This is a genomic window from Bacteroides sp. 224 (genome assembly GCF_010500995.1).
In the GTDB taxonomy this organism is placed as follows: domain Bacteria; phylum Bacteroidota; class Bacteroidia; order Bacteroidales; family Bacteroidaceae; genus Bacteroides.
Genome location: NZ_QVMK01000012.1, coordinates 124,047 through 149,176, shown reverse-complemented (window position 1 = coordinate 149,176; position 25,130 = coordinate 124,047). Strand labels below are relative to the sequence as shown.

General features: G+C 37.2%; 23 protein-coding genes. 12 read left to right on the top strand and 11 right to left on the bottom strand.

The window, feature by feature from the left end:
• The first annotated feature begins 1 nt into the window (after position 1).
• Genes D0T60_RS08095 through D0T60_RS08045 form a run of 11 tightly spaced genes read left to right on the top strand, consistent with a single transcriptional unit; the run spans position 2 to position 13,020 of the window.
• Positions 2-883: a PKD domain-containing protein gene (locus D0T60_RS08095; protein ID WP_163217657.1), complete on the top strand. Its 882-nt coding sequence runs from the start codon at positions 2-4 to the stop codon at positions 881-883.
• Positions 880-3,375 carry a type VI secretion system protein TssR domain-containing protein gene (tssR, locus tag D0T60_RS08090; protein WP_163217656.1) on the top strand — a complete coding sequence of 832 codons (2,496 nt, stop codon included), beginning with the start codon at positions 880-882 and terminating at the stop codon, positions 3,373-3,375. Before D0T60_RS08095 ends, tssR begins: the two co-directional genes overlap by 4 nt.
• An 8-nt stretch (positions 3,376-3,383) precedes the next feature.
• A complete protein-coding gene (locus tag D0T60_RS08085; protein ID WP_163217655.1) occupies positions 3,384-5,243 on the top strand; it encodes a type VI secretion system baseplate subunit TssF in 1,860 nt (619 codons plus the stop codon).
• A 7-nt stretch (positions 5,244-5,250) separates the two neighbouring features.
• Positions 5,251-6,633, top strand: a complete 1,383-nt coding sequence (locus D0T60_RS08080; RefSeq protein WP_163217654.1) for a hypothetical protein — start codon at positions 5,251-5,253, stop codon at positions 6,631-6,633.
• On the top strand, positions 6,623-7,255 hold the full coding sequence (locus D0T60_RS08075) for a hypothetical protein (RefSeq protein WP_163217653.1): 633 nt from the start codon (positions 6,623-6,625) through the stop codon (positions 7,253-7,255). The genes D0T60_RS08080 and D0T60_RS08075 overlap by 11 nt, the downstream gene beginning before the upstream one ends.
• 6 nt (positions 7,256-7,261) lie before the next feature.
• Positions 7,262-9,748 carry an ATP-dependent Clp protease ATP-binding subunit gene (locus D0T60_RS08070; protein ID WP_163217652.1) on the top strand — a complete coding sequence of 829 codons (2,487 nt, stop codon included), beginning with the start codon at positions 7,262-7,264 and terminating at the stop codon, positions 9,746-9,748.
• A gap of 16 nt (positions 9,749-9,764) precedes the next feature.
• Positions 9,765-10,193 (top strand): type VI secretion system tube protein TssD, encoded by a 429-nt coding sequence (gene tssD / locus D0T60_RS08065; RefSeq protein ID WP_163217651.1) that lies wholly within the window; start codon positions 9,765-9,767, stop codon positions 10,191-10,193.
• Positions 10,194-10,205: 12 nt separating this feature from the next.
• The gene (gene tssD, locus D0T60_RS08060; RefSeq protein ID WP_203558304.1) at positions 10,206-10,631 is read left to right on the top strand and encodes a type VI secretion system tube protein TssD; all 426 of its coding nucleotides are present in this window, start codon (positions 10,206-10,208) and stop codon (positions 10,629-10,631) included.
• Complete coding sequence (locus D0T60_RS08055) at positions 10,628-11,728, top strand: hypothetical protein (RefSeq protein ID WP_163217650.1); 1,101 nt, start codon at positions 10,628-10,630, stop codon at positions 11,726-11,728. Before tssD (D0T60_RS08060) ends, D0T60_RS08055 begins: the two co-directional genes overlap by 4 nt.
• The gene (locus tag D0T60_RS08050; RefSeq protein ID WP_163217649.1) at positions 11,721-12,479 is read left to right on the top strand and encodes a hypothetical protein; all 759 of its coding nucleotides are present in this window, start codon (positions 11,721-11,723) and stop codon (positions 12,477-12,479) included. Before D0T60_RS08055 ends, D0T60_RS08050 begins: the two co-directional genes overlap by 8 nt.
• Before the next feature lie 46 nt (positions 12,480-12,525).
• Positions 12,526-13,020, top strand: a complete 495-nt coding sequence (locus D0T60_RS08045; RefSeq protein ID WP_163217648.1) for a hypothetical protein — start codon at positions 12,526-12,528, stop codon at positions 13,018-13,020.
• Positions 13,021-13,299: 279 nt separating this feature from the next.
• Here D0T60_RS08045 and D0T60_RS08040 read toward each other — a convergent pair whose 3' ends face one another.
• The 11 genes from D0T60_RS08040 to trpB all read right to left on the bottom strand — a co-directional run bounded on the left by D0T60_RS08040 (position 13,300) and on the right by trpB (position 23,266).
• Positions 13,300-13,938, bottom strand: coding sequence for a DapH/DapD/GlmU-related protein (locus tag D0T60_RS08040; RefSeq protein WP_163217647.1), 639 nt, complete (start codon positions 13,936-13,938; stop codon positions 13,300-13,302).
• A 24-nt stretch (positions 13,939-13,962) separates the two neighbouring features.
• Complete coding sequence (locus D0T60_RS08035; RefSeq protein WP_163217646.1) at positions 13,963-15,135, bottom strand: glycosyltransferase family 2 protein; 1,173 nt, start codon at positions 15,133-15,135, stop codon at positions 13,963-13,965.
• A gap of 15 nt (positions 15,136-15,150) precedes the next feature.
• Complete coding sequence (locus D0T60_RS08030; protein WP_163217645.1) at positions 15,151-16,299, bottom strand: sugar transferase; 1,149 nt, start codon at positions 16,297-16,299, stop codon at positions 15,151-15,153.
• Positions 16,300-16,311: 12 nt separating this feature from the next.
• On the bottom strand, positions 16,312-16,677 hold the full coding sequence (locus D0T60_RS08025; protein ID WP_163217644.1) for a PleD family two-component system response regulator: 366 nt from the start codon (positions 16,675-16,677) through the stop codon (positions 16,312-16,314).
• Between the two features lie 176 nt (positions 16,678-16,853).
• The gene (gene trpA, locus D0T60_RS08020; RefSeq protein ID WP_163217643.1) at positions 16,854-17,627 is read right to left on the bottom strand and encodes a tryptophan synthase subunit alpha; all 774 of its coding nucleotides are present in this window, start codon (positions 17,625-17,627) and stop codon (positions 16,854-16,856) included.
• A gap of 8 nt (positions 17,628-17,635) precedes the next feature.
• Positions 17,636-18,256 (bottom strand): phosphoribosylanthranilate isomerase, encoded by a 621-nt coding sequence (locus tag D0T60_RS08015; protein ID WP_163217642.1) that lies wholly within the window; start codon positions 18,254-18,256, stop codon positions 17,636-17,638.
• Positions 18,257-18,272: 16 nt separating this feature from the next.
• Positions 18,273-19,067 carry an indole-3-glycerol phosphate synthase TrpC gene (trpC, locus tag D0T60_RS08010; RefSeq protein ID WP_163217641.1) on the bottom strand — a complete coding sequence of 265 codons (795 nt, stop codon included), beginning with the start codon at positions 19,065-19,067 and terminating at the stop codon, positions 18,273-18,275.
• A gap of 3 nt (positions 19,068-19,070) precedes the next feature.
• Positions 19,071-20,069, bottom strand: a complete 999-nt coding sequence (trpD, locus tag D0T60_RS08005) for an anthranilate phosphoribosyltransferase (RefSeq protein WP_163217640.1) — start codon at positions 20,067-20,069, stop codon at positions 19,071-19,073.
• 4 nt (positions 20,070-20,073) lie between these two features.
• Positions 20,074-20,643 carry an aminodeoxychorismate/anthranilate synthase component II gene (locus D0T60_RS08000; protein ID WP_163217639.1) on the bottom strand — a complete coding sequence of 190 codons (570 nt, stop codon included), beginning with the start codon at positions 20,641-20,643 and terminating at the stop codon, positions 20,074-20,076.
• 11 nt (positions 20,644-20,654) lie between these two features.
• Entirely contained in the window at positions 20,655-22,061 is a 1,407-nt protein-coding gene (locus tag D0T60_RS07995; RefSeq protein WP_163217638.1) for an anthranilate synthase component I family protein, read from the bottom strand.
• Positions 22,062-22,066: 5 nt separating this feature from the next.
• Entirely contained in the window at positions 22,067-23,266 is a 1,200-nt protein-coding gene (trpB, locus tag D0T60_RS07990) for a tryptophan synthase subunit beta (protein ID WP_163217637.1), read from the bottom strand.
• Positions 23,267-24,058: 792 nt separating this feature from the next.
• Here trpB and D0T60_RS07985 point away from each other — a divergent pair.
• Complete coding sequence (locus tag D0T60_RS07985) at positions 24,059-25,075, top strand: hypothetical protein (RefSeq protein ID WP_163217636.1); 1,017 nt, start codon at positions 24,059-24,061, stop codon at positions 25,073-25,075.
• Positions 25,076-25,130: the final 55 nt, after the last annotated feature.

Genomic DNA, 25,130 nt, shown 5'->3' with positions numbered 1-25,130 from the left:
TATGCAAAAATTACTCAATCATCGTATATATGTGATTCTGCTCACACTGGCATTTTGTATTGGAATCACTTTCTGGATACGCTCTTGTGTCTATACTAAAGAAGTTCGGGCTGTTATATCTCCTTTTGATGTAGAGCCGGGTATGCCTGTTTCTTTTGCCGATAGCACCCAGGGAGCTCGCCATTGGCTCTGGGAGTTTGGTAATGGAGAAAGTTCACCTTTGCAAAGTGGTACACACATCTTCTCTGAATCAGGCAAATATCAAATACGCTTGACTGTAAATGGTGAGTTGGAGAAAAAGTTCCTTGTTACTGTTCGGTCTAAAGTGAAAAGTGATCAAGATGAAATCGTTCGCATCAATGCCCCCACAAGTGCTTTACAAGGCGAATATATTACTTTTCGCGGTGAAGGCCCTTCGCAAGAGTGGCGCTGGGAGTTCGGAGAGTCGGGCAAGGTAGATGCTCATGAGAAAAATACGATTTATCGCTACGAGCTTCCCGGGCAATACACCGTTTCTTTGCGTACCGAAGAAACCAAATACCCGGTTTTGCATACGATTACTATCATACCGCAATACTCGGATAATGATTCTACTGATGTTTCATCCATCATAGGAAACGATATCAAAGAAAAGCTGCAAGCCATTGTCGATCAAAAACCCTTCAATACTAACTACAATTATGTTCTGAAAAAGTATTTATGTGGTGATTCCAATACGTTGGTTGTAGTTAACAATAACAAGAAAAATGATTTTTACTCTTATTGCCAGGGATTAAAGATAATCGGACGGAAAAAAGTAAAAATCGAAAATGTATTGGTAACAATGGAAGCCTTCGAAGAGTGTATTAGTAAGATTATTGTGATTCAAACGGATTTGGAATGAAAAAGACTCAAATAACCCTGTGTGCTGCTTTTTTGCTGCTTATTACCTCCTGTGGCCCCGTGCACCGCTTTACCCGTGTAAAGAAAATCCCTCGAAAATATTCCCAAAACTATTGCGTGGGCGATATCAAAGCCCCCTATAGCGACCTGAACAAAGACCCTTGGGTAGTTTATTCCGACCGCGAAAAGAATGAATCGTTCAATAAGCGAGGAGGAAAGGTAAAAGCTAAGGATATGGACTATTTAGATCCTTTTTTAGTGATTGGCAGTAAAAAAGACTACCTGAAACTGATTAAATACACGCCCGATATTCTGAAAAATGGAAAGTTGGAATATAAAAAAGCAGAATACTATGGCTGGGTACCCAAGTCTAAGTTATTGCTCAATAGCCAGTCGGTGACCGATATTGCCAGTGGTCGCAAAAATAAGATGTTGACTGTGTTTGCCGATACCGTTTCGATCAATGAGCCTGAAAAATATGTCAAGTCCGACTCCCTTTTGCTTTATAAAGACTTGGAACTCAAATCGCAGGTAGGCACCGTTTCTCCTTTCAGTGTAGTTTATCAATTGAAACAATCAGAAGACGGAAATATGACCTTGCTGGCACGCAAACCCTATATCAAACCCGATGAAGCCTTGCAGGATATATTGGGCTGGGTAGATAATTCGCTGATTCAAAACATAGGTACCGGTTTGCACGTTAACCTGTCTACCATTCCACAAAAAAACAAACGTTTCTTTATTCGCAAGGGAGAAGAAATTCCTGTAACCGAAGATATGACAGAGTTTGGCGAACTATTAACAGACCAATACCCAAGTATTCGTTTCAGTCCTGTATCTTCTTATTCAAGGAAAGACTCTCTGATAGCCTTTAAAACCCGGTTGACCTTGCCAGTATTCGATTACAGCAACAACTATATATTCAATGTTAATGGCGGGCAGATATCACATAAAGAGTTCCGCACCATTGCCCGCAATCTGAAACGAATCAATTTTTCTTTCGTTTTTGAGGGCAAGGAGTACACCATTTCGCAGTTTCCGCAGATAGTGAATGCTCTCCAAAACCTGCAATCTCTGTTTGAACGCTTAGATCATTCTTACACATTTCAGTTCAATAGCGTACTTACGTTTGATGATGCTACATTCCTATCTCATCCTATAAGCAGTGGATTTTCGCCGGACTACTCACAGATGATTAACTTCTTGTCCGACAAGGCCAACAACAAAGCCAAGCTTGCTCCCATCGCTTTTCCGGAGCGCAATACATGGGAAGGATTAAACAAAGCATTGGAACTATTGGAAGATCAGAAAAGTGCCACCAATGTAATTGTACTCATTGGCGAAAAAGGATTTTCCGGTGACGGCATTCAGCCCGATCTTGCCAAAAAGCTATTGAAGAACAATTGTCGCGTCATCGGCTTCCAAGTGTATGCCGATGATGGAGATGATTACAACAATTTTGTACTGGACATAGAAACGATGATCAGCTCGTATGCCGATGCGATGTTGAAAAGCAAATGCGACCTATTAGTCTCCCCCGAACAAATTCGTCGCGCCAACTACTATACCGAAGTAGGCGAAATGCAAAATAACGGATACCGATTGGATTTTCCTAAAAACAGCATCACACAAGGTGCTTTATTCTTTCCTCAGAAACAAGAAGTGCTTCCTATGGAAATTCTTGCCAATAATATTGATACTTTGCTGCAACAGATTGGCGAAGATCACAGCAGTGTGATACAATACATGTCGAAAGCATTCCGCACTGTAGGAAACAACCGTACCCAGTTTGATAGTTTGTTTCTGCGCCATCACGAGATAATGCCCGGACGTATTCCCCACAAGAAACTGGTAGCCGGTTTTATTAATGAGATGCCCGGTTGGAATGTTCCCTCCCGGATTGTGGTATTGGAAGACTCTATTAACCATTCGCTTGATTACCGCTTGATGCTCTCGGAAAAAGAACTGAGTGAGTTAAAAGAGTTCATCGCCTCTCTTTCTGCTCACGAGGTGGAATATATTGTAGATGCTAAGAAAAAAAAGGAACAAAAGCGTAAGCCATGTAACTGTCCGGAGGATGATTTGTTTGCCGAACTGGAAGGAGAACAACTATATGATGCATTTTCCGAAACCCCACAAGCAAGCCCGGATAGTATAGGTAAGTATGCCGGCACTCGTAAAATTCGTAAGCACCTGAGGAAGCAATATCTCAAACCTATTCAATATTGCAAGCTTTGCAAAGAATCGAAACGAAAACTAAAACGTTTAACGCTTGCCGAAGCTCAGTTCCGTATTACAGGCTGTCCTGTTTCCAATGAACTGCTGAATAGATATCAAGTAAGAGATTTGAAACGAAAAAAACGAATGTCGAACGAGCAACTGGAGGAACTGGTAAACTATTATAAGGAGATGAAAAAGGAACTGGATAAAGCAGAATCTTTTGATTCGAATGGAGAAACTTATTATTGGGTGGATAGAAGGATGTTGCCGTAAATTACACGATGATGAAAACAAAAGAGGCTATAGCCAAGCGCATATTACACTATATTGACTTAAGCTGGGATGTGCAGAATATAAATAATTTGCCTTCTCTGGTTCATTTAATGATTGAGGCTGTCAGCCACGAATTATCATTAATTGATAACCGGTTGGAAGAACTTGATATGTCAATCGCAGATAAGTTGGTTAAACATCTGCTTCCTCCCGGATTCAATTACGAACGACCAAGCCATAGTGTATTGAAAGTGAGTACTACAGTACCCATGTATCAAATAGACAAACATGTTGAATTTTCTTTCAAAGAGCTCCCGGAAAGACTAAAGCATAGATTTCAATCTAAAATAGTGTTTACACCGGCAACAACTGCAACGGTTCATGATATAGAAATAACTCATCTATTTTGTGATCAAACACTATGGTCTGTCGAAAAAGAGCGTAAAATAATGGCGCATTCTAAAAAAAGAGCCAAATATAATACAATTTGGATTGGATTGACCACCCTATCTCAATTTGATACATTGAATAATCTTGTTTTCTATTTAGACTTTCCACATCTGAAAGATCACCACCTGTACTATGAGATTATGTCTCAATTGAAATGGTCTATTGATGGTGAGATCTTGAAAAGCGCAGTCGGTTTTCCAATAGCCAAACACACAGATGTGAGCATTATTGAATCGGAGGTGTTGGCCTATTACAAAGATCATTACCAAACAATTCTTTCGCCCATTGAGTTTAAGAATATACCTAAAAGAAAACTGCCCTATGATTTAATTGATATTTTTGGAGAAGAAGAAAGCTCTTCTTTACCTCCTTTATATTGGATTTCAGTTGAGTTTCCTGCAAATTTTGAGCAAGAGGATCTTAAAAAAATATCTATCGCTTTTAATGCCATCCCGGTTATCAATCGCAGGTATAATACATGCTCTATTAAAGACGTTGAATTTGGTAATGTGATTTCTTTGCCTTCTCAAGAAAAACAAAATTTTCTTGAAATTGAATCTATTTCAGACAATACAGGAAAGACCTACAAAAGAGAAGATCAGCTTCACGAAAAATGTAGCTATATGTTGGAAACAGTTCGGCAAACCAATGTAGACGACCCACGTATTATTGACTATTTAGAGCGTTTAGCCGATATCGTTCAGGAAGAGCGAAGTTCTTTCCCGGCGATTGATAATGAGAAAATAATCCATGTCCTGAATGTTTTATCTTCTATTCAGGACAAAGACACCGGTAGGGTTTTACAGAATCGTTTAAGAGATTTATCAAACTCAGCATTGTTAAGCCTTTGCCCCGGCGAGGAAGCAAACTTAATTACTACAAATTATTGGACTACACATAGTGAATTATTAAATGAGTTCATCCAGAAATCCGGACTAACAGCCAATAGTGTGCCGATTTTGAATAAATCGGATGCCTATTTCTTAACACCACTTAGTGGAGGACGTAGCTTTGGTGATTCGAATAGCTTAAAGCAAATAAGCAATTTCTATTTAAGTTCTAAAGGGCGAATCCTGACTAAGTACAATATTCTTAGTTTCTGCAAATTGGAACTTGGGAGATATATAGAAAAGGTAGATGTAGTGCATAAAGCTATTATTAGTCATAAATTAAAAGAAGGGATTATTATTGTGATGGAAATACAAATAACTCCAAAGACTCAATCTACAGCGTATTTTAAGCAAAAAGGGGTTCTTAAAGACTTTTTGATACGTTTGCGACGAATATCGCCAGCTAATTTTAATTATCGAGTGGTCGTGAAAGAGAAAGAAATCTCCGAGGCATTGAGAATAAAAAATAAAATTATCATGAACAAGTTTGAAATAACATCAGAAGATTCTACAGTTAACTATAAATAGTCAGAGCATGGGAAAATTAAATGCAATAGCAACAAATGAATATAGCAAATGTCAAGCCACTATACCTATTGTTGAACCTCAAATAATAAACGGTTATTGGAGTTCTGATATAGAAGGTGTAAATAAAATTAAAAGAGCTCGACTGGATGACACCGTTTATTTCCATATTGAGACAAAAGGTATCTTTAATGGAATAATGGATTTGCAATTATTCGATGAAGATACATTCTCGGACGATAGCAAATTTGATGGAAAAGAAATAAAAAAAAGGATTCAAATTAAAAATAACACAGGAGTTATAGACCTATATCTGCCAGATAACTGGGCTTCTGATTTGAAAAATGAAGCCTGGGTAATAGGTCCTAAAATACAACATCGGGATTTATACTGGAAGGCAACTTATACAGATAGCATAAAGAAAAAGAAAATAAAATCTATTTTAAGAATTGATTATTCAAACAGAGAATTATACATAAAGCCTTCCCCAATAGACGAAGGTTTTCCTGAATTATATTCTGTTAATGGTGAATTAATGCATCTCTTATTAGTTCAGGCTTGTGATTTTGTACGAGATAAGGTTACCGGAGAAATTATAAATGTAATAGAACGAGGAGCCAAAGCCTATGCGTTAAATAAAATGGCGAAAGGAACTCTTGTAGATAATATGGGTACGATACACAATGTGGGAGAATCCAGATATGTAAATAACAGCAGAATAGAAGGAATTACAATTTCTACAAATGAAGGACTATTAATAGAAACCAAGCAATCTAAGCATTTCACTTACTCAATAGTTGAGGGAGGCCAAAGAGTTGTACATACATCTAAAGGAATTGACCAATATGGATATTGGGTCAATAAATATGAATCAAATTTATTTAATATAAAAGGCCTGTTAAAACATACAGGTGATATCTTTGATGTATTTGATCTGATAAAATTTGGTATGAATCCAGATCCCAATTCACCTATACCTATGATCTTTCATAAAACAAGTTACAATTTTCTATGGGATGCTATTGGAATAGTAGCTTATGAAAAAACTCAGAAAATAGATTTATTTTTAAATGAAACGGAAGAAAATGTAATAGAAATTACCTTAAATGAAGCAAAACTTGAAGGAGTTAGTAAGGTTAATGAGGTAATTAATAATAGAGGCAACGCTTATCCTGAATTTAAAAATCTAGGGTATGAATTGCTAGATATTTCTCCAACAATAGCTTCTCAAATAATTCATGGGAAATTTAAAAATATATATGAGATAATGGATGCAAGTGATAGTGATAGAAATAAAACAATAACTCTTTTGTACCGAGAAATGGAACATCCAATAAGTGAGAAACCAATAACTGTTATAGAAACTTTTTTTATTAAAGAATATGAAGATTAAGTTGATACTATTTTCAATAATATGTTTGCTCTCGTCTTGCAGATTCACAAAATCTTTAAGTGAAACTGTTTTTGTAGAACAAACATATTCAAAATACCCTGTTATCATTCGGGCAGATCTTGATGATAATAAAGTATTTAGTGTGAATTTTCCATTTGTGTTCAAATTTAAAAACTCATCTCCTGTAAAAAGAAAGATATATTCTATTAACTACTATTATTGTAAAGAATGTAGAAAACAATACATGGTAGCTCGAGGAAATTGGAATGCAGCAAGTCTTTTATACGAAAAAATAAAAGATTCTTTAGTTAGAATCAAGCCTCATTATAAGAATTATAGAGCAATTGCTGCTCCTGAAATTCAGGAAATCATCGTATATCCTAGTCACGAAATAGATCAATCGGACATTGTACAATCTGAATTAAAAGAATATGTTGAACAGATGAAAAAACGTGGGAAAATTCAAGGAAAAGACACATTATCAATTGGGAGTTTTTCGGAGTTTAAAGAAAAGCATCCAGAGCTTACAAAAACATTGCTGGAAGGAGATAGTATTAAATTTAAGATATCGGGAACTGACAATAAAATGGATACGCTGGTTGTATTGCCTATTAAATATTAATTAACAATGGACTTCATAAACTTAAACGACTCAGTAAAAACGGCTATCCGGATATCAAAATCCATAGCTCGCGAATATTATAATGCACATTATGGTGCTGCACACCTATTAAAAGCTCTTCTGCATAAAGAAACAGGTATCAAGCCCTTTCTTGAAAGCATGGACAAAGATTCCGGTTATTTCGAAGAATGGGCAGAGATGCGTATCGAAGATTTTCCCAAATCGGGAGTCGTAGCCGAGATAGAACCAGATGAAAGAATCCCAAATATATTCGAGGAAGCAGATAATGTACGGCTTAAATTGGGGCTACTCGAAATTAACCCCATTTGCGTACTAACTGCTCTGTCTCACCCCAATGTCGGCTTCACCCCCGACCAGTTGAAATCATTCCCTCTCCGGGAGAATGAAATCTACGAACTCTACACCAGCGGAAAGCAAACCGCATCGGCCATTGGGTTGTCAAATGCTTCCTCTTCGTTTGTATCTTCCGAGGAAAATGGAGCGATGCCTATGGTAAACCTGATGAAGTATTGTGTAGACAAAACTGCCGAAGCCCAAGAGTTGAAAATACACTCCATCGTAAGCCGTGATAAAGAAACCCGTATGATGATGGAAATATTGGGGCGCCACAGCAAACCCAATGTGATGATTATCGGAGATTCCGGAGTAGGAAAAACAGCGCTGGTAGATGGACTTGCATACGATATCGTGAACAACAAAGTACCTCCCTATCTGGCAGGAGCAGTTGTTTTTGAGCTGGATACAGGCGCACTCATTGCCGGCGCCACTTACAAAGGTGAGATCGAAGACCGTATTAAAAACATCATCAAAGAGATACGTGGCATTGATAATGCTATTCTCTTCATTGATGAAATACATATATTGCTTGATCCCAAACAAGGCAATGCCGGTGCCGCCAACATCCTGAAACCTGAATTATCCAAAGGCGATCTAACGGTGATTGGTGCTACTACGATTGATGAATATCGTAAGCTGATAGAGCCCGATCATGCATTCAGTCGTCGCTTCGAAGTATTGCAGGTAAATGAGCCGGATATCGCATCGGCAGTATTGATGATGCATTCCGTATTGCCTCGTTATGCCGAATTTCATCAACTGGAAATATCGCCTGAAGCAATAGAAGAATGCGTGCGCATGGCCAAGCGCTATGATAAAGATCGCCGCCTGCCCGACTCAGCGATCGACCTGATGGACAGAACGATGTCGGCCACCAAGATGGTAAACGAAACAGCGCAAGCTGACATACAATACTTTACTCAGGAACTAGCCGGTATTGAAGGTGCTGTAGAAAAGAGTGAAGAAGAACGTTTGGAAGATCTTCGTTTTTTGCATTTCTCCATTCAAAACCGTTTAAGCCCTATTCTGTTGGGCATCATTACCGATGAAACAGACGTAAAAGAGATAGAAGAATCAGAAAGGTTATTTGATTATATCAATCAGACATTGGATGTCTTACGCGAATTTTCCAAAGAAAAAATAACGTCTATTCAGCCACATGAAATAGCTGCTATTATCTCTTCAAAAACGGGTATCCCCATTGGAAAGGTGCAGGCTCAGGAAAAAGAGCGCTTGCTCAATATGGAAGATTTGCTTCGCCGCCGTGTGGTAGGACAAGATGGTGCCATCAAATCATTGGTAGATGCTATTCTCGAATCACGCAGTGGACTTAATAAACCCGGTCAGCCAATTGGTTCTTTCTTCCTGTTGGGACCTACCGGAACAGGAAAAACCGAGCTTGCCAAAGCACTGGCCGAGACACTGTTTAATGACGAGAAAGCGATGATTCGTTTTGACATGTCCGAGTTTAAAGAAGAACATTCGGCAGCCTTGCTTTATGGTGCTCCTCCGGGGTATGTGGGTTATGAAGAAGGTGGTTTATTGGTTAATAAAATCCGTCAGCAACCCTACGCTGTGGTGCTTTTCGATGAGATTGAGAAAGCGCATCAATCGGTGTACGATATCTTCCTGCAAATTATGGATGAGGGTAAGCTGCACGACCGCCTGGGCAAGGAGGGTGATTTCTCTAACGCCATCATTCTGTTTACCTCCAATGTCGGTAGTCAGTGGCTTACTGAGCAACTCAGTAAAGGCGTTACTCCCGAAACTGCTCAACTAATGGAAGTGATGGGGCAATATTTCCGTCCGGAGTTCTTGGCTCGCCTCTCGGAGATTGTACCCTTCTCGCCCATCAACGAAACGATGTTGCTTAAGATTTTCAACATTCAACTTCGTGGACTGGAAGATGCACTGGCAAAGCAAGGCATTGAATTGGAGATTGACGAAGAGATTCGCAAGGTGTTGTCGTCTAGAGGATTTACCCCTAAGTATGGTGCGCGCCAAATAGCCGGGACTATCCGAACCTATTTGAGAAGACCCATATCAAGATTGATTGTGGGGAATAAGTTGAAGCATGGAGATAGGTTGATGGTTGGGATGGATGAGCATGGAGAATTGATTTGGAATATTAACTAAATAAAAATATGAGATTATGTTTTCACACAATGCGTTTTTGAAATTGGGGACTTCTGCTGAAGGAACTAATATGCTTAATCTAATGAAAAATGGTTATGAATTATCTAAATGTAACTACTCTTTTCTAAAGAGTATAGATAATAAAGGGCAAGTGCAATCTAATACAACTGGAGGGATTGTGGACATAAGTATACCTTCCATTCCAACCAAAGAGTTGATAGAATGGTCATTAAACTCACGTAAATACTTAGATGGGATGATTGTCTTTTGTGATGACTCAGGAATTCCATTGGAAAAAATACAATTATTTGATGCTGCTTGTGTTTCAATGGAAATAAGCTATATTAAAACAGGAAATGCCTATATTTCCACGTCGTTGGTATTAAGTGTAAAGAAAATGACCATAGGTCGTTATAGCTACGAAAGTAAATGGATTAATAAATAAAAGAAGAGTATCATGTTAAATAAAATAGGATCAATATTCAATTTTCCGCAAATAGATAGTAATGTAACTGCATGGTTGCAGATGGATGGAAGAGAATACGAAATAGAACAATTTAAGATTGGGTTTAGCCAGCCAATGGATGATAAAGGAGAACCTCAAAGCGAAACCAGAGGTGGCCAACTTATGCTCACTTTAACCGAGGCTTTGCCTGACACTTTCTATGAATGGGCTATCAAATCAAGAAAAGAAAAAGATGGCTCTATAAATTTTAAAATAGAAACAGGTAGTGCTCCCTTAAGAATTGATTTTTTTAGAGCTAACTGCATTAACTTTAATCGAAATGTGAATGCTAGTGGAGGGTTACAAACTAATTTGATTCTTTCGCCTGAGAGATTAATGATTAATGGGATTGAATATGATAATTTCTGGATAGAATGAGTAATCCTAACAAAAAATATCCCATTATACCGGAAGCTGTTTACTGGGAGAAAATAAATAGAAACGAATCCTATATAGGTTTCGTTCATTATAAAAGTGGAGAGATAAGCTTTATCCTGCCAGAAGTGGTTGTTGAAACTAAGGCATTAGATAACAGTAATAATAAGTTCACTCGTTATGCAATGGTTAATAAAATTGAACACCATGAGCAATTTGTACCCTTGTCATTGGCTTGTGACGCAATAAGAATAGATGATGCGGATATAAGAATTAAAGAGCAGATCATGCAATTTAATACTCAAAGGAATGGTGTGAAAGCCAAATTTCGATCTTTTTTAGAGAAAAAAATAAGTGAGTTAAGAAGAAAGGAGCTTGAATTTCTTTCTGATTCATCTGGAACTAAGAATCTAAGAATGAGATGCGAGCATTTATTGATGAAACTAAATAAGAACGATTCATTATTTCCCATATATTTGGATGATATCCCCTTGGAAATATATAATGAATTAGAAACAGTAGAATACCGTAGAGTTTACAATATTAAAAAGCAGGAATTTAGTTCTCCAGGAGAAATTAGAGCTATTGACCCTATTGCTAAATTTCATTCTGATATACAAAAACGAGATCCAACAGCTTATCAGGGGGCGCAACAAATACCCATGAAAGCAGTGGCGGTGGGTGGCCTTGTTGCAACTGTTCCGATTACTGTCTCTACAGAAATGTGGGGTCTAAAAGCTGGTGTCAGTTTTTTTATAGAAGCCAGAACAAAAGGAAGAGAAACTAACCTAGCAACTGTTGCGGCTGCTGCATGCTTAGATCCCTTAACTGGTTCCCTTGCTGGTGAATTAATAGGAGTTCGCCCATTTTCGGAAAAAAGTGTATTTGAATTTGGAAGTTTCAACAAAAATAATGCAGTAAATGTTGGAACGGGTTTTGCGATAGGTTCAGGCTCTTCTTTTTTGGAAAACACAGTGGGATCTAGCGTAAAACATTATAAACCATTGTATTACTTTTTCATAATAATGAATGAGTCTACAAGTTCAATTATTGGTGAAAAAATGTCTAATCAAATAAACTCTGCAATTAACAATGAGTAATACTTTCTTAAATAATACATTTATGTTATTCAAAAAAAACGCCATTCAATTCTATTTTTCTATTTGTGTCATATTTTCATTTTCTCAATGTAATAATATTTCCACAATCGAAAAATGTGCATTAAATATAAATAAAGACTGTCCTTTAAAAATGGATGAATATACGCTACTCTTAAATGCAAAAGCAACAGGCGATACTCTTGTCTTTAATTATAGAACTACATATTCTATGGATACTTTCAAAGATAGTGAATACCTGAAATTTATAAATGAAAATAGCCTCTATAATATTGCGACCAATATTAAAATGAAAGAAATCAGAGAAAGTAATGCAACTATTATTTATCGCTATAAAGATACTGAAGAGCATATTTTACTTAATCTTAAATACACTCCGGAAGATTATAATACATATCAGCCCACTAAACTAGAAAATGGGTATTCATATTTAATGCAATTAGTTAATACTAGTAAAGATACTTTGCCCATTTCTATTGCTAAAAATATCTATATAACAAAAATAAGTGCAGAATACCCTGATACTCTGAAATATACTGTAAAAGCAGAAAACTTAGATGCTACCAAAGAAGAAATAGTGATAAAAAAAGAGATGTTGATAAATCGATTGAAAGAACGAGGAACTTTTACATTACTTCGAGATTATAAAGTGGTGTTTTGTTATGAGTTTTTTGATAAAAATAATATTTTGATGGAAAAATTGATGATAACTCCAAGAGATTATGGATTATAAATAACAAGAATAGTCAGCTTATGAGTTTTGATAATGCTATAAAAATATGCCAACCAACACATACCCCTTAAGCACCTTTCTGCAATTTCTAAAATTGGGAATCTGCCTGAAAGGTCCCGTCGAAGAGTGGGGAAGAGTAGAAACCATCTGCGCTTGCCCTAATGATGTTTCCAGCATGGAGTATTTCATAAGAAAAACTCCGGAACAATACTTGAATGGTAACCGTTTTTTCAGAAAGCAGTTAGGCATTGGTATTTATCTTCATGACTACTATTTATTTAATTCAGTGGTGTTAGGAAACCGTCGCCTTTCTACTTTCATTGTAGTGATCTCTACCTGTCGGCTGAGAGGTGCTTTTAGTGAGCGACTTTACTATTTGAAAGTGACCAATAATCAACTTTCAGCCGAGTTCAAACAGACCATTATGGAAAGTATGTCAACATCCAACAAGCAGATCAGACTCAGGCGTTCTTTTGGAAGCATTCGGAAGGCACAAAGTCATGACAATGGGCCGTTGGCGGTGAATCGGAAGATGAAGTAGGGTTATTCGGTTGCATTCTGTTATTTACAGTGAAAATTCTAAAAACCTTTGATATTAAATAAAAAGAATTGTATGTTGCTCAAATACAAACATAGGAACTTATATATAATATAAACAAAAAATCCCAGCGAATCACTTCGATGGGATCTTATCTCATTTTACTTAAAGTGGTTACGTAATAAAATTATGACTAATTAATAAATTCTGATACTGCAAAGATACTCTACCTTCAGAAAGTATACAATCACCTTGAATGGGTATTTGTGAGTAGAATACTCCCTATTTATAATTACTCTTAGGAACTTTTTTCCATTCTTTACTGTCAAAATCATACTGCTTCATTATCTTAGCAGGAATTCCGGCACATACAGAGTATGGAGGTACAGATTGGCTCACAACACTTCCTGCTGCTACTACCGAGTGCTTTCCGATGGTTACACCCGGCAGTATTACGGCATTTGCTCCAATCCATACATCATCTTCTATAATAACCGGTTTGGTGCTTACTCCTTGTTGGTCAATAGGTGTCTGCACGTCTTCGAAATTATGGTTAAGTCCTGTGACGGTAATGTTTTGTGCAAGGTTTACATGATTTCCTATTATTGCCGGGCCAATAATGGTATTTCTTAATCCGATACGTGTGTATTCTCCGATGATAAGATCGCCCACGGCATTATTTAAGCAACTGTAATCTTCTATTACAGAATACCTTCCGAGTGAAAACTTGCGGAAAGGAGGTAAATCTTTGCGTACACTGCGATAGATAACAGAGCCTTTACCTCTTTTTAGGTATACGAAACTAAACATACGTATCCACCATTGAGGCCTGGTTTTTACAGGATGCATAATAAAATTATGAATACACTTCTTTAAAAAAGGATGCTGCTTGATTTTCTCTTTCAGGTTATTTGTATCCATATTCTTATTTTTAGGATGCATAAATTATTCTTCTCCGTGATCTGTGTGAATAAACTTTTTGTTGACTCCTTTCAAGCGAAAAAAGTTAAGAAACATAAGAAAAGCAAGCCATGGTATTTTTACTATTGAATGAAAAAAGTTCTTGTCAATTAGATATCGAGGGATGGCTATGCACAATGTTAATCCAAGGAAAATAAGTAATAACCACCACTTGACTGAAAGAGCAGGCTCATATAGCAGTGTTACAATAGAGAAAAATCCGATACCGAGAATTAATATACTACGTGGTAACATCATCCATTGAAAAATCTTATCGCAATAATCCCAATTTCGTGATGATATGGCTTGGGGAAGATCCGGTAAAGCGTTTAATAATGCTCCATACTGAGAAGCAATCCAACGACGGCGTTGATTATAAAAAGCAGCATCTTTAGCAACCTTCTCATCATATACGTTTACTTGTGCAAGGTATTCAACGTATATCCGTTGTTTTAATAAAATGCCTTCTAATTCTTTATCCTCTCCTGCGGTTGAAGTCATGAAGATGTTTTTCTTGAACCACTTATATTCAAAAATCATACCTGAGCCGATAAGGGCAGAAGAGAATTTTAATTTCACATGTCCTTTTCTGAATATAGAGTTGTTTATTTCTTCGCTTACCGCATCTAATTGGGCGGTAGTTGTGCTTCTGCTTTTGGCCATTCTGTGTGTTTGCATGGCAATAATTCCGGTATCATAAACTTTATTCACTTCTTCCAGAAAATCGGGTTCCACTAAATTATCTCCATCCATAATTATCACAGCATCATACTTTGATTCATCTAATCTATTCATGGCCAATTGCAAGGCTTTCGCTTTGGAACTATCTTTATAATTGGCTTTAAGTAATGTGATATCCAGACTGAGGAGCTTTTCATTGGTTTCATCCTTCATCTGGTCGGAGATAACCACCACATCATAAAGTTCTTTGGGATAATTCTGGTTTAGGAAGGAAGATACGGAAGATTCTATCACTTTATCTTCTTTATATGCCGGAAATAATATGGCAAATGTATGGTTTCTTTTTGCAGTAGGATATGTGGTAGATTGTTTAAATGTGGAAGCTAATGCAAAAATGAACAGATAAATAACAGAAACCCCCATACAAAAGAATAATACCCCATCTATTATTGCAATAACTGTTGTTAATATTTCCATAGAGAACGAGATTAACTATACATCTTCTTTTTGAATAAACGCAGTAACTGTTTTAAGAATAATTTTTATGTCCAACCAAAAAGAAAAGTTTTTAGCATACTTAATATCTAACTGCTTACGCTCTTCGGCCGACATCCGTCCGGAATCTCCGCGCTTTTCTACTTGCCAAAGTCCGGTGAGTCCGGCTGGTGCCATGAATCTGTCAATGTATTCGTCGCTGGTTAGCAATTCTGCTTCATAAAGCGGAAGAGGACGATTACCCACTACAGACATATCTCCTTTTAATATATTAAATAACTGGGGGAGCTCATCAATGCTGTATTTACGTATAAAATGTCCGACTTTAGTTATTCTGGGGTCATTTTCGAGCTTAACAAATGCATTCTTTTGTTCTTTAGATCTTTGGGTAATGTAATCTTGTTCGGAAATAACAAAGTCGTCAGATATCAGTACAGTGTCTTTGTCTATTTCTAAGGAATCATCATCTTCAAACAGCAATTGTGGCGATTCTTCTTCCTCAGCAAGTTGATACTGATTGAGGTTATTGAAATCTTTCAAATGCTTATCTGCCCCTGTGTACATGGAACGAAATTTTAAGAAATCGAAGATCTTATAATTGCTTCCTACTCGTTTCGATTTGTAGATAACAGCTCCTTTACTCTCAATTCTGATGGCTAACGCAGTGATAATTAGTATTGGCGACAAGCAGATAATTGCCACTCCGGAAAAGAAGATATCAAAACAGCGTTTCCACAAAGGGAGGGTGAATTTTTGTATGTTTTCCTTTCTCTCGATGTTAAGTTCTTCCTGATTTCTGATATTGAGAAAGTTGAAAATTTCGTTAATAGTCTTTATTCCCGCCTTCGAAGAAATTGTATTGTTTATCCCTGCTTTCAGATAACTTAAACTATCATTTTTATCAAAACAATCAATAACCAATACCATGTAGATATGAGGAAATTTCCTTCTTATCTTTTTAATTTCTGCAATATCCCGATCTATTTGTCCATGTTCATAGAAGACTACAATATTCTTTTTACCATGAATGGTTTCAATTAACAGAATCGCTTTATTCCCATTAGAAGCAGTGCGAAATTTACTTTCTGTTAAATGAGAAAAATGTTCAATGGTATCTTTATTTTTACCAATGTAAATAAAATGCATACTCAGGTGTCCTTATTCAATGATTTTTTTTATACGGACTTTAAGCTCCATAGGATTGAATGGCTTAAGAATATAGTCGGCTGCACCTTCCTCAAGTAGTTTTATTCTTTCCGTAGTGCTTTCTTCGCTGGAGAGCATAATAATTGGAATCGATTTGAATAATTCATTGTTTTTCATGTAATGAAGAAATTCATCTCCCATCATTTCCGGCATGCGGATATCGGATATAATAAGATCGGGCACTTCGCCTTTTTGCAGATAGGAAATCGCTTTTACGGGATTTTCAAAATAAATAAAGTTGTAATCTTTGCTTAAATAAATAGCTACGACTTTGGCTATAGATGCCTTATCGTCTATTAACATGATACTCTTTTTCATATTAAAGAACGTAGGGTTTATACAGGTTTTATTGCTAATATATATGCAAATATATAATATGTTTTTGTATATATTTAGGTTAGTCGGAGGTTTCGATGAAAAAAAAAGTAGAAAAGAATGATTTATTAGTCGTTCTTTTCTACTCAGAGAAAGTTTTATATTGTCGATATGTAATCTTACTCTTTCAGTAGGCAAATAAGTTTTTTGATAGCTGTTTCCGGATTCTTGTTTTCTTCGAGTAATGTAACAAACTTACTACCAATAATTCCACCCGAAGCATATTGACAAGCAGCCTCGAAAGTTGCTTTATTACTAATGCCAAAACCAATCATCCGGGGATTTTTGAGATTCATATCATTTATTCTTTTGAAATAAGATTGTTTGTTCTCATTAAATTCTTTCTGAGAGCCTGTGGTTGCAGCAGAAGAAACCATATAAATAAATCCGTCTGTATGGTTGTCTATCTCCCGGATACGCTCTTCACTGGTTTCGGGTGTAATAAGCATGATTATTTTGATGTCATATTTTTCTGCTGTCTCTCTGTATGTTTCCTGATAATCTTTAAAAGGAAGGTCTGGAATGATAACTCCGTCTATGCCACACTCTACACACTTTTGACAGAATTTCTCGAATCCAAATTGCATGATTGGATTAAGGTACCCCATAAATAGCAAAGGTATTTTTACCTCTTTCCGGATGTCTTTCAGTTGTTCAAAAAGAAGACGCAAAGACATTCCGTTTCTTAAGGCTTGTGTGGCTGCATTCTGAATGACTACTCCATCGGCCATTGGATCGCTGAAAGGGATTCCTATCTCTATCGAAGCTACTCCGTTGGCCTCTAATGCCTTAATGGTTTCAGCGGTACCATTCAATGTAGGATGTCCGGCACAAAAATAAATTGATAATAAGTTTTTAGGCTGTTTGCTAAATAATTGATTAATTCTATTCATAATGTTTTTTATTTTTTAAATTGTTCAAGAAAGGCTTTAATTCTATTCATATCTTTATAGCCGGGTTTTATTTCAAAGCGACTATTGATATCTATACCTGCAAACTGTGGATGAATGAATTCCTTTAGTTCCCGCACGCTGTATAAATTGATTCCCCCACTTAATAGAAAGGGTGTTGTGCCTTGGTAAGCTTTTAATATACCCCAGTCAAACTGACTGCCCGAACCTCCATACTGTTTGCATTTGGTATCGAAAAGAAAATAATCGCAGGAATCTTCATACAGATAGACCTCTTCTAAATCTTTTTCGTGTGCAATGGAAAAAGCCTTGATTATTTTTACTCCTTTACTTTTTAATGTGCGGCAATATTCCGGAGATTCTTTTCCGTGTAATTGTATGTAATCTAATGAAAAACGATCGCCGAAAATCTTAATAGTTTCTTTATCCTCATTGACAAAAACTCCAACTCTTTTGGCTTTTTGGGGTAGGTAGTGGGGCATCTCCATGATATATCTCGGAGATTTAGGATAGAAGATAAATCCAATCATATCTACTCCTAAGTTTTCTATTTCGCGGATATTCTCTCCATTTAGCATACCGCAAACCTTAATCAGTTTTCCGTTTATCATAAACTACAGTTTCGGGTTATTGATTTATTTGGTTTATAAACTCTTTGAGAGCCTGTCCGGGATCGCTTTCTTTCATAAAAGTTTCTCCGATAAGAAAGCCCTTGAATCCTTTATTACGTAAATCTTTTACAGTATTTACTTCGGAGATGCCACTTTCAGACACTAACAATGTATCTTTGGGAAGCTGATCTGCCAATCGGAAAGAGTTTTCAATATTTGTATAGAATGTTCCCAGGTTCCGGTTATTGATGCCAACCATATCTATTTCAGGAGTTATGTATTCCAATTCAGATTCGCTATGTATTTCTAATAATACTTCAAGTCCTAATTCGTGAGCTATTGTGTTCAGTTTCACACATTGCTCAGGGTGTAAAGCAGCGGCTATCAACAGCACGGCATTGGCTCCAATTATTTTAGCTTGATAAAGTTGATATTCATCAATAATGAAATCTTTCCGCAAAATCGGAATGTTGACTAAAGAACGTACGCTTCGAATATCTCTGAGTGAACCTCCGAAGAATTTCTCGTCGGTGAGTATAGATAATGCGGATGCACCGGCCGCCTGATAAGACGGTACTATTTTCTCCACTTCTGCGTTTTCTTTAATCCACCCTTTCGAGGGCGATTTCCTTTTAAATTCAGCGATAATGCCAGAGTTAGAATTTGCTAATGCCTCTTTCATAGAACGGTGCTTTTGCATATCGGTCAAACTGTCTTGTATCTGTTCCAAAGAAATAGAACGTTTTTGAAACTCAACTTCAAATCGTTTGTTGGCAATGATTTCTGATAATATATCCTTTACTTTATTCATGATTTATCCTTGATTAATTGATTTGAATTTGTTGAATACCTCCAGCGCCATTCCATTTTCCAATGATTCCCGGGCTATTGAAATGCATTCTTCTATATTTTTCTCTGGTGAAATTGTATGAATGGCAAAAGCTGCATTTACGATTACTACATTTTTTTGTGCCGTTGTAGCTTTGTTTTTCATAATCTGATCGAAAATGCGAGCTGCTTTTTCCGGAGTTTCTCCTCCATATAGTTCGTGCTCTTGATGACGGATAAAGCCTAAACTTTCAGGAGTATATATCTTTTCGGAGGCTGAGGTTGCCACTTTAAATTCTCCGGTTAGGGATATTTCATCATACCCATCCAAGCTATGTACTACAGCAAATTGTGTGTTGCTTTTCTGATAGGTATAACTATAAAGGCGAAGCAATGGGAGGTTGTATACGCCAAGCAGTTGATAAGTCGGTTTCACCGGACTCACTAACGGACCAAGCATATTAAAGAAGGTACGTACGGCCAGTGCTTTGCGGACCGGTGCCACTGCTTTCATGGCCGGATTAAAAAGAGGAGCATGTAGGTATGTGATATTGCATGCGTCCATACTACGGCGTAATTTCTCAATATCATTCGTGAATGCGATTCCATGTTGTTCCATCACATTACTTGCACCACTAACGGAAGTGGAACCGTAATTCCCATGTTTCACAACAGGATATCCGGCCCCTGCTACCACAAAACAGGCAGAAGTTGATATATTGAATGTGTTTTTTCCATCTCCACCGGTACCTACAATATCGATAGGCTTGTAATCGCTGAAATCTATGGGTATGCACATTTCCAGTAAGGCATCACGGAAGCCGCATAATTCTTCTACCGAGATGTTACGCATCAGAAACACTGTAATAAGCGAGGCTACTTGGGCATCGTTATATTTGCCCAGCGCTATATTCTGGAGGATTTCCCGGGATTCTTCACGTCCGAGGTATTGGTGCTCAAAGAGTTTATATAATATTTGTTTCATGATTTTATTTGCTTAAGAAGTTTTGGATAATCGTTTTTCCCTGTGGTGTTAAAATGGATTCCGGATGAAACTGTATGCCATGCATATCATATTCTTTATGACGGATGGCCATAATTTGCTTCTCCTTACTTTCGGCTGTTATTATCAGTTCGGAAGGAAGGTTCTCCGGACTGATTACCCAAGAATGATAGCGACCTACAAGTATCTCTTTGTGAAGACCTGTAAAGATTGGATCTTCACCTATTATATATATAGGTGTTTGTAATCCGTGGTATACTTCTTTCAGGTTTTCGAGTTTGCTTCCGAAGGCTTCCCCAATGGCTTGGTGACCTAAGCAAACGCCTAATATACTTTTGGAAGAAGCATATCGTTTTATGATAGGAAGTAGTAAACCTGCTTCTTTCGGAATTCCGGGACCGGGAGAGAGGATAATCTTGTCGAAGTGCTCTACTTCTTCCACGCTAATTTGATCATTCCGATGTACTTCTATATGTGTTTCACCCAATTCTTTCACCAAATGGTAAAGGTTGAAGGTGAATGAATCGTAATTATCCAGTATTAATATCTTTTTCATTGTTGTACAGATTAGTTTTTAAGTGATACAGCCATGTCGATTGCTTTCTTCAATGCACCCAACTTATTATTGACTTCCTGAAGTTCGTTTTCTTCCTGACTTCCGGCAACGATACCTCCACCGGCTTGTATCCAAAGTTCATTATTTCGGCTTACGAACGTTCGGATAGTGATTGCCTGGTTTAGTTCTCCATTTAGCCCAATGAAACCGATACATCCTCCGTATGCTCCCCGGTTATGTGGCTCTATTTCACTAATAAGTTGCATAGCACGTACTTTGGGAGCACCACTAAGAGTTCCGGCAGGGAAGGTATCAATAAATGTTTTTATGGTATTTGCATCTTCATTTAATGTGCCACAAACGCGGGAAACCAAATGAATGACATGACTGTAGTATTGCGGCTCTTTGTAAAATACTACTCGTACATCGTGACAATTTCTGCTAAGATCATTGCGCGCCAAGTCTACCAGCATTACATGTTCAGCGTTTTCTTTAGGATCACTTAAAAGAGCTTCTGTTAATTCTTTATCTTTCATGGCATCTCCGGTACGGCGTGTAGTACCTGCAATCGGATCTATGTATGCATGTCTTTCCGTTATTTTGCAGTGTGTTTCGGGAGAAGAACCGAAAATTCGGTATCCACCAAAATCGAAGTAGAAAAGGTAAGGAGAAGGATTGATACTTCGCAAAGCACGGTATACTTTAAAGTCGTCGCCCGCATAAGGTTGTATGAATCTGCGTGAAAGAACGATCTGAAACACATCTCCGCGTAAACAATGTTTAATTCCCTTGCGAACATTGGCTTTATGTTCTTCATCGGTGATGGGACTCGTCATTGGAGCTGTTACGGAGAAATTGTAAGAAGCGTAATTGCGGTTTTCAATGGCATTCTCCAGTTGGCATAAACTGTCTTTCTCTCCTTCCGAAAGCATTTCAACTAATGTAAGTTCATTCTTGAAGTGATTGAAGATGAGCACATACTTATATAATATGTATAAGATATCCGGTGCGTCATTCATTTCATCATGGCTTTCTTTAATGGGTATTTGCTCGAAGTACTTTACAGCATTAAAAGTGGTATAGCCATACAATCCACAGGAATCGGCATGTTCTCCTTCGACTTTAAATTGATTGATGAACCCGTTAAGTGCTTCCTCTGCTGTATATGTATCGGATAGGGGAGTATCTGTTTTAGTGTTATCCGGATAAGTTGTAGTTACAATTCCTCTGTTGATGCCTATGCTTGCCATCGGGCAGAGCGCGATGAAAGAAAGACTGTTTTCTCCTGCATGGAAATCGGAGCTTTCCATAAGTACAGATTGTGGGTAAAGATCGCGTACTTTAAGATAGATACTGACGGGAGTATGCATATCTCCTAGTATTTGTTTGCAGTGGGTTTTGTATGTAAAAGTTTTCATGTTACTTAGTTTTGATTTTTATGGATGGAATTATGCTCCAGGTATACTTCAATGTCTTTGTCGCCTCTGCCCGATACAGTAAGAACTACCACATCTGTAGATTTGAAATTGATTTTATTTAAGGCAGCTATGGCATGGGCAGATTCCAAGGCTGGGATAATTCCTTCAAGGCGAGTCAATTCGTAGGCTGCTTCAATGGCTTCATCATCATTTACAGGAAGTATGGAAGCACGTTTTTGAGCGGCCAAATTTGCGTGAATTGGTCCGATACCGGGATAATCTAATCCGGCAGAGATAGAGTAAGGTTCTTCTATCTGACCGTCTTCATTCTGAATAACGTAGGTGCGCGATCCGTGTATAATACCTGTTTTTCCCAGATAGATGGTAGCAGCGGTGAATTTTGTATCTATACCTTTACCCCCAGCTTCCGCAAGTACAATCTTCGTTTCTTCATTGTTTACGTAATGATAAATAGTGCCGGCCGCATTGCTTCCTCCTCCTACACAAGCCACTAAGTAATCGGGATTTTCTCTGCCTTCCTGCTCTTTTAATTGTTTTTTGATTTCCTCGCTGATTACTGATTGAAGGCGTGAAACCATATCGGGATAGGGGTGAGGTCCTACTACTGAACCAATAATATAGAAAGTGTCTGAAGGATTACAACACCAGTCACGAATGGCCTCATTGGTTGCATCTTTCAATGTCATATTACCCGAGGTAACCGGTATGACGGTGGCGCCGAGCATCTTCATTTTCTCCACATTAATATGCTGGCGTTCTACGTCTGTTTTACCCATATATACAATGCACTCCATATTCATGAGTGCGCATACAGTTGCTGTGGCTACTCCATGCTGTCCGGCACCTGTTTCGGCGATAATCCTTGTTTTCCCTATATGGCGTGCCAGGAGAATTTGTCCGATGGCATTGTTTATCTTGTGAGATCCGGTGTGGTTTAGATCTTCTCGCTTCAGATAAATTTTGCAGCCATATCGTTCGGATAACCTTTTTGCTAAGTAGAGTGGGGAAGGTCTGCCTACATAATCGCGAAGTAACTGATTATATTCTTTCTTGAATTCTTCACTTTCCAATACGGTTAAGTATGTTTTTTGTAGATCCTCTACACACTTGTGCAAAATTTCAGGTACGTATGCACCACCAAATTCTCCGTAATAGCCATTTGAGTCTGCTAAATAATTTTTCATAAGTTCTTATATTTTTGGATGTTGTAAATACGATAAAACAGAAAGAGCCCTGTCGCAGGTGCGACAGGGCTCTTTATAATATTATCTGATTTAGTATATATACACGAGACTGCTACCTTACGACTTTATGGAGTGTAAGTAGCGCCACCAACATGTATTTACTAAATTCGCTTTCATACGTTTTGTTTGAATTATGGGGCAAAATTAAGCATATTGTTTAATATTCCAAAGCTTTTGAAGATTTTTTTCGGGGAATCATATAATATCTCATAAGTTATTTGGATTAAGAGAACTATTTATTTTCTATGCGTAATCTATTTGTTTTTTATGCAAAATCTATTTTATTTCCTTCTGAAAATTATTCGTCCACCCGCGGAGTACGTTGCGTCCACCCGCGGGGTACTTTGCGTCCACCCGTGGAGTACGTTGCGTCCACCCGCGGGTGGACGAATAACTTTTGCCTGGAAAGATAATAGTTTGTAGGTGAAATGAAAATAGATTTCAGCACAAAGAAATATACTTTTATCGTATATGGGCTTAACCTGCATTATTTATACTTTTCCAAGATAGGTTACCAGTTTTCTATCTTGAGGTTATGTGAACGCTAATGTTATGTTTTAATGTGATAGTAAGATTCTTGGAAATAGGAATATGGAGAAGTTTAAATAGAGGTTTTGTGCTATAAATTAGGTCGTTTTTCAGATATTTAGTACTTTTGAAAATTAGACAAGAAATAGTGTGTTACTCCAAAGTGCATACTATTTCCAAATTTAGGTATGATTGGTATAATATATGAAACAAGAACTTGAGCAATCTATACTATTTTGTATAGAAGCATTAAATAACAATAACAGAGCCAATGGAAGTCAAAAAGTTGAAGGTAATGATAAATTCGTTTTATCTACATTACGCAAAATTTCAAAACTCCCCTATCAAGGGCGAAATTTAGGGATTGGAGATTTGGGTTACAAAGATGGCGACAGACACTCTTTCGAAGATATGCTAAGAGATTGCCCAAAAAAATCTATCACATATTCCTTGGATTGGCTCGATGCACTTTTAGTCTTACTTGATTTTGCAAATTATGATGAAATACAAATATTAGATTTTGCAAAAAGAATTGTGAATGACGATATAATATTTAATCACGTTCTTAAGCATATTATAAGCAATTGTGTTGTTTTGAATGATATTGAAACGGCTGAAAAATTTATTCCAAATTTCAAAAAAACAATCATATTCAAAGAGGAGGATAATTTTGATATGGGCTATCTAATCTTTCTCAAACATTTTGCGATGAAAGGCGATGTCGAAAATTACTTCAAATATTTCAAAAAAAGCAAGCCTGCAACCAATAGATATGAAGTATCAATAACTAAATCATCCTTGGTAAGAAACTATGCAACAAAACATAATATGGAAGAATCCATGAAATTATGTGAACACAAAAATTTGGGACATAAATTCTATTTCGATCTTCTGACTGCATATTCAGACCAAGGGAAATATCAAGAATTAAAAAATATCTTTGAACAACACTCGCAGTTGAAACAACCTGAATTGGAAACAGAATTAAAAATATTGGCAACTGCATATCAAGAAGCTAAAAGGCGTGAATTGCAAGTTGATGATGATTTTGAAGAACTTTTTGATAGAGCGAAAAAAGTTGATAGGAAATTACGCTGGGGAGATTTTAAGTTACAAGATTCTATCTTTTTTGATTTAGGGTTAGCAAGTTTTGATAATGCAGAACGAGTAAAAAGATGTCGAAAAGCAATTAAGAACAATTCAATGAAAAAGGAATTATAAACAATGCCGAACGGGCAACAAGCGGTTTGCTGTAATGCGGGGCATATGCCCGCAG